Here is a 13,378-nt window from a genome sequence, read left to right on the forward strand (position 1 = left end):
AAAAGCCTTAAGGTATTGCCCTTAAGAACTTTCCTTATTTCAATCAGGTTTCCTATTTATTGAAGATGGAGGAGAAGGACAGAATTTCAAACCCAAATCCATCAAGCTGAACTTTAAGGTTCTCCGCTTCTGCTGCAAATTCTTCGTCTGTAAGCATATTCGTAATCTTTACGCCCTTAAGCGGATAAGGTAAAGTAACTTCCACACTTTCATCCTCAGGATTGGCGAGCACAATGATTGTTTTAAAATCATCGTATTTGCGGTAGGCAACTATATTAGAATCTGTTTGGATAAATTCAAAATGGCCTTCATTTGCCAGCAGCTTTTCTTCTTTCCGCAGCTTAATAAGCCTTTGAATATGAGAATGCAAATCACGATCCTGTTTTTCCTCATCCCATTCCATGCATTTTCTGCAGCCGGGATCCATTTCACCGCTGAGCCCTATTTCATCCCCATAATATATACATGGTGAACCCATAAAGGTAAATAAAAGTGTATAAATAAGTTTTACCCTGCCTTTATCCTCTTCACATTCCGTTAAAATCCTGGGTGTATCATGGCTTCCGACCAAGTTGAATGCAGCTTCGTAGACATTAGACGGATAGCTGTGGATTTCAGCGGTCATATTATTGGCAAATTCAGTCCCGGTAATGGATTTTTTTGCAATTAAATTAAGCAAGTTCGTGGTAAAAGGATAATTCATGACAGCATCGAACTGGTCTCCGCGCAGCCAAGGCATAGAATTGTGCCAGATTTCCCCTAAAATATAGAGATCTGGTTTAATTCGTTTAACAGTCTGTCTAAATTCACGCCAGAACTGATGGTCGACTTCATTGGCCACATCAAGCCGCCAGCCGTCGATATCAAATTCTTCAATCCAGTAGCTGGCCACTTTGAGCAAATAATTCTTTACCTCGGGATTATTTGTATTCAGCTTTGGCATCTGTTCAACAAAAGCAAAGGTCTCATAATTAGGGTACTCCCCGCCTTTAAGCGGGAAACTATGCGGATGGAACCAATCCTTATATTGTGATTTTTCTCCCTTCTCAAGCACATCCTGAAAAGGTGGAAAATAGTATCCGCTATGGTTGAAAACTGCATCGAGCATCACTCTAATATTCCGCTTATGGCATTCTTCAACCAGTCTTTTTAATGTATCCTTTGAACCGAACTGGGGGTCAATTTCCAGATAATCTATTGTATCATATTTATGGTTGGAAAATGCCTTAAAAACAGGCGTGAAATAGATGCCGGTAATGCCAAGCTCCTGAAGATAACTCAGATGTTCAATGACACCTTCAAAATCACCGCCAAAAAAGTTATCCTTAGAAGGCTGTTCACTGCCCCAGGGAAGAACTCCTTTGGGGTCATTGCCGCGATTCCCGTTAGCAAATCTTTCTGGGAAAATCTGATACCAGACTGTATCCTTCACCCAGGAAGGAGCTTTAAATACCTCTTCAGGATGAAGATAGGGAAAGTTGAAATAATAACCTGAATCAGAAGGAGTCTCCTCGTAAAAACCTTTTTCAGTCAAAATTAATTCTTCTTCACCAGATTTTAATTGGAAGCCATATCTGGATCTTCTATATGGCGGGTCCATATATACATGCCAATAATCATGAATGCCATCAGATCCGGATTTCTTCATATCCGTTTTTTCATACTGCCATTTTCCATCTGCCCAAAGATATTGGTCACCGTGTATTAAAGTGACTTCAGAAACATCATCTTTCTTTGTTTGCAGTCTAATATGTAAGGTTTTCTTGCTGGTAGGATAAACATAATGATCAGCAGGATAATGTATGATAGCTGCCTTTTCCATTGAAATTCCCCTTTCAAAAGTGCAATCGCTTGCATTATATCATATAAAAGAAATGAAAATATAGAAGAGAAATGAGCATCAATCTTTTAAAATTAATTTTCGCTTAAAAATATTTAGAAAAAAGTAGTTGTAAAAGCCCAAAAACCTTGTATAATAAAAATTAGAAATTGTGCAATCGTTTTCATTAAGCGGTTTCATTGGTTAATAGTTTAAGTGAACGCTCAATTTTTTAGAAATAGAATAAGGCGTTTACACTTTTGTGCAAACGGTTGTACTTTTTGTATTTCTCAACAGATATTAAAGGGGGCAATATCATGAAAAAGTCACTATCTTTCTTTATGATGCTGGTATTAGTGATCGGAATGCTGGCAGCTTGCGGTCCTCAGCGTGAGGCACAGCCGGAAAAAACAGATAAAGATAACGGCACAGGCGAAAACCAGGCTGAAGAGCCAAAACCGGAAAAATTAGTAGTTTGGGAAGACACAGATAAAGGCATTGCTTTAAAGCCTGCCATTGAGTCTTTTGAAAAAGAGTATGGAATTAAAGTTGAGTTTAAAGAGTTGGGCATGGCAGATAAGATCCGTGATCAATTAAGGCTTGATGGACCTGCAGGTAATGCACCTGACGTTGTTACACTTCCTCATGACCAAATTGGCCAGGTTGTAACTGAAGGTCTTCTTCAGGAAATCCAGGTAGAAGACAGCGTTCTTGATACTTTCACAGAATCATCCATCACTGCTCAGATGTTTGATGGAAAGCTATATGGTCTTCCTAAAGCAACTGAAACACCAGTTTTCATCTATAATAAAGCATTAATGGAAAAAGCTCCTGAAACAATGGATGAGCTTTATACTCAAGCTAAAGAATTGACGACTGGCGGACAGTACGGATTCCTGGCTCTATTCGATAACTTCTATTTCGCGCACGGACCTATTGCTGGCATGGGCGGATATGTTTTCAAGGAAAATGACGGTGCATTAGACCGTGAAGATGTAGGTTTAAACAACGAAGGCGCTGTTGAAGGTGCTGAGTTCATTCAAAAGTGGTACAGTGAAGGCTTATTCCCTAAAGGAATCATCGGGGAAAGCGGCGGAGCAGCAATGGATGGCCTATTCAATGAAGGAAAAGCTGCTTCTGTTATGAATGGTCCATGGGCACTTCAAGGCATGAAGGATGCAGGAATTGATGTTGGAGTTTCTGTTATGCCAAAGCTTCCTAACGGAGAGCCTGTTAAAACATTCATGGGTGTTAAAGGCTGGCATGTAACGGCATTCACTAAAAACCCTTATTGGGCAACAAAATTCGTTGAGCATATTACAAATGAAGAAAACTCAAAAATCCGTTTCGAAACAACTCAGGAAATCCCTCCTGTAAAATCTCTTATTGAAGATCCTGTAATTGCAGACAATGAAGCTGCAAAAGCAGTTGCAGAGCAATCTCAATATGCTGTTCCAATGCCAAACATTCCTGAAATGGCTGAAGTTTGGGGACCAATGGCCTCTGCACTTCAAACAATTGCAACAGGAAAAGCGGAGCCAAAGGCAGCACTTGACGATGCAGTAAAAACGATTAAGACAAATATCGAAACAAATCACCCTGCCAAGTAAATCTTGACAGATAAAGGGCGGTACCTCCCAGGAGGTATTGCCCCTCATTTTTATATAATGACAAAAAAAGCAGAAGGCGCCCGCTTTGGCTTAGACCCCATGAGCCAGGAGCTAGGAAGTTATCTAACTTCATATTTAATACATTCGTATCTTTAAATAGAAGCGGCAGAAGCCGCTTTCCTGTTCCTCTTTAAAGCAACCGTTTGCACAAAAAACAGCCGCTATTATTTTGGAAATGAATTATAATGATAGAAAATACTTTCTCCTATAAAGAAAGGGGAGGCCACAGCCATATGGACACAAAAAAAATGACATCCAAACATGGAAGAAATGCTGCTCTATTATCCATCCTGCCTGGATTTGGACAGTTTTATAATAAACAGTTCGTAAAAGGTGCCATATTCTTAATTCTTACGGTTTCGTTCTTTGCAGCATTCTATGACACACTAAATTGGGGATTCTGGGGACTTATTACACTGGGGGAAATTCCAGTTCTGGATCACTCGATTTTTCTCCTGATCGATGGAATTATCGCACTGATTGTAACAGCATTGGGACTTATCATATATGCTTTCAATATTTATGACGCATATAATAATGGAAAAAAGCGTGACTTGGGGCTGAAATTAAACAGTGTCAGAGAACAGTACCACAATCTCCTTGATAATGGTTTCCCTTATTTAATGATATCTCCGGGATTTTTTCTCTTAGTTTTCGTAGTTATTTTTCCAATCTTATTCGTAGTTCTTCTTGCATTTACAAATTATGATCTATATCATTCTCCGCCTGCCAAACTGGTAGATTGGGTTGGCATCCAGAATTTTATCGATATCTTCAAGCTGGATTTATGGAGAAAAACCTTCTTTGGCGTAATGGGCTGGACAATAGTCTGGACTTTTGTAGCTACCACTTTGCAGGTAGCTCTGGGTATTTTCCTCGCAATTCTCGTTAACCAGAAGGATCTTAAGGGGAAAGCGATTATTCGAACAATCCTCATTCTCCCTTGGGCAGTTCCTGCCTTTATATCAATCCTGATTTTCTCAGGGATGTTCAATGAGACATTTGGTGTGATTAATAAAACGATTCTAGATGCAATAGGCATCGGTCCCGTTCCATGGATGACAGAGGAAAACTGGACACGTTTAGCATTAATTTTCATTCAGTCATGGCTTGGATTCCCGTTCATTTTTGCCATGACAACAGGTGTTCTGCAGTCCATTCCGGATGAGCTTTATGAAGCTGCAACAGTGGATGGTGCAACGATCCTGCAGAAATTCACAAAAATCACCCTGCCGCTGGTTCTTTTTGCAACGGCACCCATTATCATTACTCAGTATACATTCAACTTCAACAACTTTAATGTTATCTTCTTGTTCAATGGCGGGGGACCGGCCATTCCGGGCCAAAATGCCGGCGGTTCGGATATTCTTATATCCTGGATTTATAAACTGACAATGACTTCTGCCCAATATGGCAAAGCAGCAGCGGTAACCATGATTCTGTCATTAATCGTCATCACGGTAGCCCTATGGCAGTTTAGAAGAACAAAATCATTCCAAGAAGAGGATTTGATGTAGTTATGAGCATGAAGAAAAATAAAATAATCCGGCTGACTTTTTCATATGTAATTATTGCCTTTATGAGCTTTATTGTGATTTATCCGCTTTTGTGGGTAGTGGGTTCTTCCTTAAATCCAGGCCAAAGTTTGTCGGGATCCACAATGTTTCCTGAAAACCCCACATTAGATCATTACAAATATCTTTTTGATTCAGATAAGTCCAATTATGTTAAATGGTACTGGAATTCTTTGAAAATAAGTACATTGACAATGATTTTAACGGTTATAACAGTATCCTTCACTGCGTACTCATTTTCCCGTTACCGCTTTATCGGAAGAAAAAATGGGTTATTAACTTTCCTGATACTGCAAATGATACCCAACTTTGCAGCACTGATTGCCATATTTGTATTAGCGACAAGAACAGGTTTAATTGATACACATCTTGGATTGATCCTTGTGTATGTCGGCGGGCAGATTCCAATGAATACTTGGCTGATGAAGGGCTATCTCGATACGATTCCAAAAGAACTTGATGAATCTGCGAAAATGGATGGTGCGAGCCATCTGCGTGTCTTCTGGCAAATTGTTATGCCGCTCGCAAAGCCAATTGTTGCGGTAGTTGCGTTATTTTCATTCATTGCTCCTTTTGGAGATTTTATCCTTGCCAGAATTTTATTAAGAACAGATGAAAAGTTCACAATGGCTGTAGGATTGTATGAAATGGTTGCAAAGCAATTTGGAAATGAATTTACAAAGTTTGCTGCTGGCTCTGTGTTAATTGCCATTCCGATTGCTGCACTGTTCCTTATGTTCCAAAAATACTTTGTATCTGGTTTGACGGCAGGGGGAACAAAAGGCTAATCTTAAAGGGCTGAAACTTTACTGGCCGCTGCAGCCTGCGATCTGGATTGCAGTCTCTCAGCGGCTTGAAAAATGAAGGAGGAGCGGCGATGAAAAAAGGAATCATAACCTTCATCTTAATCCCGTTTCTTCTTTTTTATGCCCTGCCGGCAGGAGCAACTGAAAAAGAAGAGCGTAAATGGCAAGATGAAACATTTTATTTCTTAATGGTTGACCGATTTAGCAATGGAGATCCAAATAATGACTTTAAAGTCGATGTTCAGGACTCAAAAGCATATCATGGCGGAGATTTTAAGGGGATTACAGAACGCCTGGATTATATTAAAGATATGGGTTTTACAGCAATTTGGCTGACTCCCGTTTTCGATAATGAAGAGAAGGGCTATCACGGTTACTGGATTAAAGATTTTTATAACACGGAAGAGCACTTTGGCACAATGGATGAATTCAAGAAGTTAGTCCAGGAAGCCCACAAAAGAGATATGAAAGTGATTTTGGACTTCGTAGTAAACCATGTGGGCTCCAATCACGAATGGGTTAATGACCCCGGGAAAAAGGATTGGTTCCATGAAAAACAAGATGTCATGAACTGGACGAATCAAGCGGAGATTGAAAATGGCTGGATTTATGGTCTCCCTGATTTAAAGCAGGAAAACCCTGAGGTACAAAACTATTTAATTGATGCAGCAAAGTGGTGGATCGAAGAAACGGATATTGATGGATATCGTCTTGATACTGTAAAGCATGTTCCAAAATCATTCTGGACCGAATTCACCAAAAATGTAAAGTCAGTCAAAGAAGACTTTTATTTGCTGGGGGAAGTTTGGTCGGATGACCCAAAATATATTGCTGAATATGAAAAAACAGGGATAGACGGCTTTGTTGATTATCCTTTAAATGATCATTTAAGAACTGCCTTTGCAGAGCCTGACAAGTCGTTAAGCTGGCTTTTTACAAACTGGGACCGAAATAAGGCATTTTATGAAAATCCCTATCTAATGGGAAGCTTCATGGATAATCATGATACTGTCAGGTTCACCCGGGATGCTATCACAAAAAATCATCATCCGGGACCAAGGTGGAAACTAGCCTTAACATACATGTATACCACACCTGGGATTCCGATTGTCTATTATGGAAGCGAAATAGCTATGGATGGCGGAGAGGACCCTGACAACCGCAGACAAATGGATTTCCGTACAGATAAAGAACTGATTGATTATATCTCAAAACTTGGGGAAGTGAGGCAATCGCTGCCATCTTTAACAAGGGGAGACATGGAACTGCTGGAGGAAAGGGACGGTTTTGCCGTTTATAAACGGACTTACGAAGATGAAACAACGGTTATTGCGATCAATAATTCAACAAAGTCACAGAAAGCTGTGCTGGATTCCTCACAATTAGAAGAAGGAAAAGAGCTTCGCGGCATGATTGCTGATGATCTCATCCGAGGTAAAGACGGAAAATATGAGATGATCATTGACCGTGAAGAGGCTGAAATATATGTTCTGGCAGAAAAATCGGGATTGAATATTCCGCTGATTGCAGCTCTCGCAGCAGTTTATTCAGCCTTTATGATTTTTATCTATCTTTTATGGAAGCGGTCAAAAAAGAAGAAATCCGAGTAATTTTGGCATTAGAGCCGCCCCTTCTTCCTATTCCTGTTAACTGTTTAAAAAAGGAAAGAAAATCAAACCTGTTTTGATTATAATATTAATAACAGAGACCTCACGGAGAGGGTGATTCTATTGGCAGTCACAATTAAAGATGTAGCAAAGATGGCAAAAGTTGCGCCATCTACTGTTTCAAGGGTAATTGCCAACAATCCTCGCATCAGCGAGAAAACCAAGCAAAAAGTCAGGGAGGCAATGGAACAATTAGGATACCATCCGAATTTTATTGCGCGAAGCCTTGCTAGCCAATCAACACGCGCAATTGGGCTGATAATGCCCAGTTCTACGGATGTAGTATTTCAGAACCCCTTCTTTCCAACTGTCCTTAGGGGCTTGAGCGAGGGAGCGCATGAAAGGCATTATGCCCTCCATATGACAACCGGGAAAACAGATGATGAGATCTATGAAGGTGTTGTCCAGATGGTACAGGGCGGCCGGGTAGATGGAGTGATATTGCTGTATTCAAAAGTGGAGGATAAAGTTCTGGCCTTCCTAAAGGATAGGGATTTCCCATTTGTTGTTATAGGCAAGCCTTTTTCAGACGAAGAAGAAATTACTTACGTGGATAATAATAATTTCCGTGCAGCCAAAGAAGTAACGGAATACTTGATTAAGCTAGGCCACGAGCAAATTGCGTTTGTCGGCGGAAACTTGAATCTAACCGTTACTGTTGAACGGCTTCTCGGCTATGAAAAAGCATTAAGGGATTCTGGCATTCAGCTGGTAAATGAATATATTGTTCATGAAGAATTCTTAAAAGAAGGAGGCCAGGAAGCTGTCAGAGGACTCATCTCCTTGAAAAAACCTCCAACCGCCCTTGTGGTTGCTGACGACTTAATGGCATTGGGTGTCCTGAATACGCTGGATGAAATGGGTATAAGAGTTCCTGAAGATATATCTATCATCAGCTTTAATAATGTGCTTCTGGCTGAAATGTCCAGGCCTCCTCTAACTTCTGTTGATATCAATATATTCGATCTGGGATTTGAATCTGCCCGAAGCCTTATATACAGAATTGAAAACCCGCGGGAGCCTGTAAAACGAATTATTATTCCCCATAAAATTGTAAAACGCTGCTCATGCAGCAGCCCGAAAACTGAAGAACCACAGATTCTATCATAAAAAAGGAAGCCTGGTGCAGGCTTCCCTTTTGTTTATCCCAGTCTAACGTGAGTAAGACCCCCATTGCAAGACGCAGAGGAATCATTGGGAATTAACTGCCTGTATAGGCCCGATTGGTTCAATTAACAATCAGAGGGGGTTAATTTGACACCCTCTGATTAAAGTTCCGCTCTACCCGTTTACAATAGTGCCTCCATTGACATGGATCATCTGGCCGCTTACATAAGATGAATCATCACTGGCAAGATAGACATAGGCCGGAGCTAATTCATAAGGCTGTCCTGCTCTGCCTATTGGGGTATTTGATCCAAATTTCGATACCTTATCCGCGGTGAATGTAGATGGAATAAGAGGTGTCCAAATAGGTCCAGGAGCAACTCCATTTACGCGGATTCCCTGTCCAGCCAGTGATTTGGCCAATGAGCGTGTAAAGGAGACAATCGCTCCTTTTGTTGAAGAATAATCGATTAACTGCTCGTTGCCTTCATATGCTGTTATGGAAGCAGTATTGATAATTGAGCTCCCTTTTTTAAGATGAGGAAGTACTGCTTTTGTTAGATAGAAGAAGGAAAAGATGTTTGTTCGGAATGTTTTTTCAAGCTGTTCAGCAGTGATATCAAGCAGGCTTTTTTGAGGATGCTGCTCGGCTGCATTATTAACCAGTACATCGATTTGTCCAAATTGATCAAGTGTTTTCCTGACTGCATCCTTACAGAATGTTTCGCTTCCGAGATCACCGGACATCAGCAGACAGTCCTGTCCCTCCGCCTGAATAGCTTCTTTAGTTTTTTCTGCGTCTTCATGTTCTTCCAGATAGACAATCGCCACGCTGGCTCCTTCTTTGGCAAAATAAATGGCGGCTGATTTTCCGATGCCGCTGTCACCGCCTGTTATTAAAACAACTTTTCCTTTTAATTTATCGGACCCTTTATAATTTGGATCAACAGTTTGGGGCTCAGGCTGCATTGGCGCCTCTGTGCCGGGCTGATGATCCTGATGCTGAGGCGGAAATTCCTTTGGATTGCTTTGAGTATTAGACATTACGAAATCCCTCCAAATCATTAATACTCTTTTAATTCCATTTTATTATGTTAAAAAAACATGGAAATTATTTGCATTGCTCTTATATAATGTACTTAAAAAGAGTGGGGGAACAGGAATTGCAAATTCGATCAGCTGACAAAAGTGATGCAGAAGCCATTTTGGCGCATTGCCGGAAGGCTTTTGGAGAAAGTGATTTTTTAATGACCGGGGCGGATGAATTTAATTTAACAATTGAAGAAGAAGAAACGTGGATTGAGCAGAGCATTAGAACTGGGGATCTGATTTTATTAGCGGAAGTTGACAATGAAGTGATTGGAATGCTGACCTTTCGGCGTTCAAAAAGCAAAAAGGTAAACCATCTGGGTTATTTCGGGATCACAATACAGGAGAAGCATTGTAACCAGGGATTGGGAAGCAAAATGATGGAGCAATTTCTGAAGTGGGCGCAAGACGAGCCGGGTCTGGAAAAAGTATGCCTGGAAGTCTTTGCGTATAACGAAAGAGCGATCCATCTGTACAAGCGATTTGGATTTCAGGAGGAAGGACGCAAAATTAAACATATTAAAAGAAGCAATGGGTCTTATGCAGATGAATTAATGATGTATAAATTTGTAAAATAAATTTGGTTCTTTAATTTGTGAACTTAGCAAATAAATTTAAAAAACAGCAAATAAAGTATGTGATTTTGCAAACAAATGCTCAAAGCCAGCAAAGAACCTGAAAAATTAACTAATATTAGGAAAAGATCAGCAAATTAAATTCATTTAATGCAAGCTGGTTTTCCTGAAAACTAAAAAAGCAAACGGATTATCTCCGTTTGCTTAAATTACCGATAATTTACGAATTGAACATCAACAGTCAAATCTGCCTCTTTTACAGCAGCAATAATCTTCTGCAGGTCATCGCGGTTTTTGCCGGTTACACGGACCTGATCATCCTGAACTTGGCTCTTCACCTTTAAACCGCTGTTTTTAATAAGGGTATTAATCTTCTTGGCATTTTCTTTATCAATTCCCTGAACAAGCTTTGCCCTTTGGCGTACTGTTCCGCCTGATGCCCCCTCTAACTTGCTGTAATCAAGATTTTTTACAGGTATGCCCCTTTTTATCAATTTACTCAATAAAACATCTTTGAGCTGTTCCATTTTAAATTCATCATCAGATAAAAGCACGAGCTCTTCCTTATCCAGCTTTATATCACTTTTGCTGCCTTTAAAGTCATAACGGGTGGAGATTTCCTTCATGGCAATATTAATGGCATTGGTTACTTCAGAAAAGTCAACTTTGGATACAATATCAAATGAGCTTTCTTTAGACATGACAGCCTCCTTGGAGATAACATTTTAAGTTTCACTTCTTGTCCTTATTATAGTAAAATATAGCAGTTCAAACAACTTTAGGAGTTATGTGATCTTAATTGGGAAAGATTTAATATAATGAATATTTGTTTACTGGAAACTAAGAAGGAGGAAAAGGGATGGCTTTAGAAGAGAATTTAGGCCGTGCTGCTAAACTGATTGTTTCAAGGGAAGCGGCATTTGGCTATTTTTTGACGGATGGAGAGGAAGATGTTCTTCTTCATCAGAACGAGACGGATGAAAAACTGGAAGAAGGACAGGAAGTCGAGGCTTTTCTTTATATGGACTCGCAGGGAAGAATTGCAGCAACAACTGTGATTCCGGAGGTTCAGGTGGGTACATATGGATGGGCGCATGTAAGTGATATAAAGCCCGGCATCGGTGTATTTATCAACATCGGCATTCAGAAGGACATGCTCCTCGGGGAGGAAGATTTGCCTGTACATGAAGCCGTCTGGCCGATTGAAGGGGATAGGTTATACATTACACTTCGGGTGAATAAGAATAACAGGATTTATGTGAAAATGGCTACTGATCCTGTCATTACAGATATTTCAATAAAGGCAGCCAAAAGTGATTTTAATAAGAATATTCACGGACATATATATAGGACTGCAAAGGTCGGGAGCTGGATTTATACAGCTGAGGGCTTTAAAGGCTTTATCCATGAATCCCAGCGCAAAAGAGAGCCCCGTCTTGGCGAAAAAGTTGAGGGGCGAATTGTTGATGTGAAAGAGGACGGTACAGTGAATGTTTCTCTTGCTCCCAGAAAACATGAGGCACTGGATGATGATTCCGAAAAAATCCTATCTTATCTTGAAAGCCGCAATGGTGCGATGCCATTTGGCGATAAAAGCGCGCCAGAAGATATACAGGAGCGTTTTCAGCTAAGCAAAGCTTCATTTAAAAGGGCTTTGGGAAGGCTTATGAAGGAAGGCAAGATTTATCAGGAAGAAGGATGGACATATATAAAAAAAGACTAATTCACAATCTAAAAACGGACAAGCCAATGCTTGCCCGTTTTATTATTATAGATGGTCTGTCTTTTTGGAATATTGGTTTTTCCCGGCTTTGCGGTTTTTTTCGCGCATCATATTTTTTTCGTGAAGAAGCGCATTATTGTCTTTCGCTTTTTTATCATTATCGGAAGTATGCGGCATAATAATAATACTCCTTTCATACTGAGAGGTTTATCCTTCAGAAATATAACTGAAGTACAATCATATTGTCTGTCAGAATGAAATGGAGTATGTATTCTTCACTTAAGGTTTATATTTGCTTTTGGTAGAAAATTGCAATTGTTCCTGGACCCGTATGGGACCCTATTGCAGAGCCTATGGATGTAATATAGACTTCTTTGGGTTTAAACTCTTCCAGGATTAATTTTTGCATTTCAAGAGCTGTGTCTTCATCATCAGCATGGCTGATGCCGACCGTCTGATTCTCAAACGAAGTCCCATTTTCTTTCATCAGCTCAATAATGCGGCGAAGAAGCTTTTTCTTGCCGCGCAGTTTCTCAATCGGTACAAGTTTGCCATCTTCTACAGTTAGGAGAGGTTTAATATTCAAAAGTCCGCCTAAAAATGCGGAAGCTTTAGAAACACGTCCGCCTTTTGCCAGGTATTCGAGATCATTTACAGTAAATAAACTCTCGAGTTGCCGGCAGCGAAGATCGATATCTTTCTGTATGTCTTCTTTGGATGCGCCTGATTGTGCTTTAGCAGCAGCTGACTTCACGATTAATCCATATCCCAATGAAGCCGCCTTGGAATCGATAATGGATAATTTAAAGTCCGGGTATTTCTCTTTTACTTGCTCCAAAATCATTACAGCGGTCTGGTATGTACCTGAAAGTCCGGAGGAAAAAGAAACATAAATGCCATCTTCATTTCTTTCTGCCATTTTCATGAACGTTTTCTCAAAATGGAGAGGGGATACCTGAGATGTTTTAGGCACCTGGCCTTCACGGATAGCATCATAAACACTCTTAGGTTCTATGGTGACTAAATCTTCATATTCTGTATCATTCAGTTGAACCTTTAATGGGAAAAGTGTGACGCTATTTTCTTCATAGAAGCTTAGCGGCAGATCACACGCACTGTCAGCTAAAATTTTTACTGACATTTTCTTTCACCTGCTTTCAAACTATATGAATTAAGTTTATAGAAATCAAGGAGAAAAAACAATGAATTGTGTTGAATATGACACACATTTCGCAGTCTTAAGGGCAGTAAGACTCTCACTTTTAGAACTAGAGGAATCAAAGGGAAATAAGCGGGAGGCAAACAGCCCGTAAAGGCCAGTAAGAAGAACAAAGACTAAGAACGCCAC

At 40.1% G+C, this 13,378-nt stretch carries 12 protein-coding genes; 7 read left to right on the forward strand and 5 right to left on the reverse strand.

The features are described from left to right. Positions 1-52: 52 nt before the first annotated feature. Entirely contained in the window at positions 53-1,822 is a 1,770-nt protein-coding gene (locus ACR42H_RS07275) for an alpha-glycosidase (protein WP_113883384.1), read from the reverse strand. 314 nt (positions 1,823-2,136) lie between these two features. On the opposite strand from ACR42H_RS07275, the gene ACR42H_RS07280 reads away from it, so the two are divergent. From ACR42H_RS07280 to ACR42H_RS07300, 5 genes are all read left to right on the forward strand, one after another. Next, positions 2,137-3,429, forward strand: a complete 1,293-nt coding sequence (locus ACR42H_RS07280; protein ID WP_436375303.1) for an extracellular solute-binding protein — start codon at positions 2,137-2,139, stop codon at positions 3,427-3,429. 293 nt (positions 3,430-3,722) lie between these two features. After that, on the forward strand, positions 3,723-5,006 hold the full coding sequence (locus ACR42H_RS07285) for a carbohydrate ABC transporter permease (protein ID WP_436375305.1): 1,284 nt from the start codon (positions 3,723-3,725) through the stop codon (positions 5,004-5,006). Between the two features lie 2 nt (positions 5,007-5,008). Beyond that, positions 5,009-5,851: a sugar ABC transporter permease gene (locus tag ACR42H_RS07290; protein ID WP_113883381.1), complete on the forward strand. Its 843-nt coding sequence runs from the start codon at positions 5,009-5,011 to the stop codon at positions 5,849-5,851. A gap of 89 nt (positions 5,852-5,940) precedes the next feature. Continuing rightward, positions 5,941-7,479, forward strand: coding sequence for an alpha-amylase family glycosyl hydrolase (locus ACR42H_RS07295; RefSeq protein ID WP_436375307.1), 1,539 nt, complete (start codon positions 5,941-5,943; stop codon positions 7,477-7,479). 120 nt (positions 7,480-7,599) lie between these two features. Next, positions 7,600-8,646: a LacI family DNA-binding transcriptional regulator gene (locus ACR42H_RS07300; protein ID WP_113883379.1), complete on the forward strand. Its 1,047-nt coding sequence runs from the start codon at positions 7,600-7,602 to the stop codon at positions 8,644-8,646. Between the two features lie 171 nt (positions 8,647-8,817). Here the strand turns inward: ACR42H_RS07300 and ACR42H_RS07305 are convergent, their stop codons facing one another. Then, a complete protein-coding gene (locus ACR42H_RS07305) occupies positions 8,818-9,687 on the reverse strand; it encodes an SDR family oxidoreductase (protein ID WP_113883378.1) in 870 nt (289 codons plus the stop codon). An 89-nt stretch (positions 9,688-9,776) separates the two neighbouring features. Between ACR42H_RS07305 and ACR42H_RS07310 the strand changes: the two genes are divergently transcribed. After that, positions 9,777-10,310 carry a GNAT family N-acetyltransferase gene (locus ACR42H_RS07310; RefSeq protein WP_436375310.1) on the forward strand — a complete coding sequence of 178 codons (534 nt, stop codon included), beginning with the start codon at positions 9,777-9,779 and terminating at the stop codon, positions 10,308-10,310. A gap of 206 nt (positions 10,311-10,516) precedes the next feature. On the opposite strand, the gene ACR42H_RS07315 is transcribed toward ACR42H_RS07310, so the two are convergent. Further along, positions 10,517-11,008, reverse strand: coding sequence for a YajQ family cyclic di-GMP-binding protein (locus tag ACR42H_RS07315; protein ID WP_113883376.1), 492 nt, complete (start codon positions 11,006-11,008; stop codon positions 10,517-10,519). A gap of 158 nt (positions 11,009-11,166) precedes the next feature. Between ACR42H_RS07315 and ACR42H_RS07320 the strand changes: the two genes are divergently transcribed. Further along, positions 11,167-12,030 carry a CvfB family protein gene (locus tag ACR42H_RS07320; RefSeq protein WP_436375312.1) on the forward strand — a complete coding sequence of 288 codons (864 nt, stop codon included), beginning with the start codon at positions 11,167-11,169 and terminating at the stop codon, positions 12,028-12,030. Positions 12,031-12,075: 45 nt separating this feature from the next. Here ACR42H_RS07320 and ACR42H_RS07325 read toward each other — a convergent pair whose 3' ends face one another. Both ACR42H_RS07325 and ACR42H_RS07330 read right to left on the reverse strand, forming a co-directional pair. Then, positions 12,076-12,207: a DUF3941 domain-containing protein gene (locus tag ACR42H_RS07325; RefSeq protein WP_009331260.1), complete on the reverse strand. Its 132-nt coding sequence runs from the start codon at positions 12,205-12,207 to the stop codon at positions 12,076-12,078. Between the two features lie 109 nt (positions 12,208-12,316). Further along, complete coding sequence (locus ACR42H_RS07330) at positions 12,317-13,171, reverse strand: DegV family protein (protein ID WP_436375315.1); 855 nt, start codon at positions 13,169-13,171, stop codon at positions 12,317-12,319. Between the last annotated feature and the right edge of the window lie 207 nt (positions 13,172-13,378).

Source organism: Cytobacillus sp. BC1816 (assembly GCF_051353635.1).
Taxonomy (GTDB): Bacteria; Bacillota; Bacilli; order Bacillales; family Cytobacillaceae; genus Cytobacillus; species Cytobacillus oceanisediminis_C.

What these genes read in the sequence shown, in the direction of transcription:
- ACR42H_RS07330 (WP_436375315.1), bottom strand. Translation starts at nt 13,171, where the DNA reads ATGTCAGTAAAAATTTTAGCTGACAGTGCGTGTGATCTGCCGCTAAGC.
- ACR42H_RS07275 (WP_113883384.1), bottom strand. Translation starts at nt 1,822, where the DNA reads ATGGAAAAGGCAGCTATCATACATTATCCTGCTGATCATTATGTTTAT.
- ACR42H_RS07280 (WP_436375303.1), top strand. Translation starts at nt 2,137, where the DNA reads ATGAAAAAGTCACTATCTTTCTTTATGATGCTGGTATTAGTGATCGGA.
- ACR42H_RS07295 (WP_436375307.1), top strand. Translation starts at nt 5,941, where the DNA reads ATGAAAAAAGGAATCATAACCTTCATCTTAATCCCGTTTCTTCTTTTT.
- ACR42H_RS07320 (WP_436375312.1), top strand. Translation starts at nt 11,167, where the DNA reads ATGGCTTTAGAAGAGAATTTAGGCCGTGCTGCTAAACTGATTGTTTCA.
- ACR42H_RS07325 (WP_009331260.1), bottom strand. Translation starts at nt 12,207, where the DNA reads ATGCCGCATACTTCCGATAATGATAAAAAAGCGAAAGACAATAATGCG.
- ACR42H_RS07285 (WP_436375305.1), top strand. Translation starts at nt 3,723, where the DNA reads ATGGACACAAAAAAAATGACATCCAAACATGGAAGAAATGCTGCTCTA.
- ACR42H_RS07315 (WP_113883376.1), bottom strand. Translation starts at nt 11,008, where the DNA reads ATGTCTAAAGAAAGCTCATTTGATATTGTATCCAAAGTTGACTTTTCT.
- ACR42H_RS07310 (WP_436375310.1), top strand. Translation starts at nt 9,777, where the DNA reads ATGTACTTAAAAAGAGTGGGGGAACAGGAATTGCAAATTCGATCAGCT.
- ACR42H_RS07290 (WP_113883381.1), top strand. Translation starts at nt 5,009, where the DNA reads ATGAGCATGAAGAAAAATAAAATAATCCGGCTGACTTTTTCATATGTA.
- ACR42H_RS07305 (WP_113883378.1), bottom strand. Translation starts at nt 9,687, where the DNA reads ATGTCTAATACTCAAAGCAATCCAAAGGAATTTCCGCCTCAGCATCAG.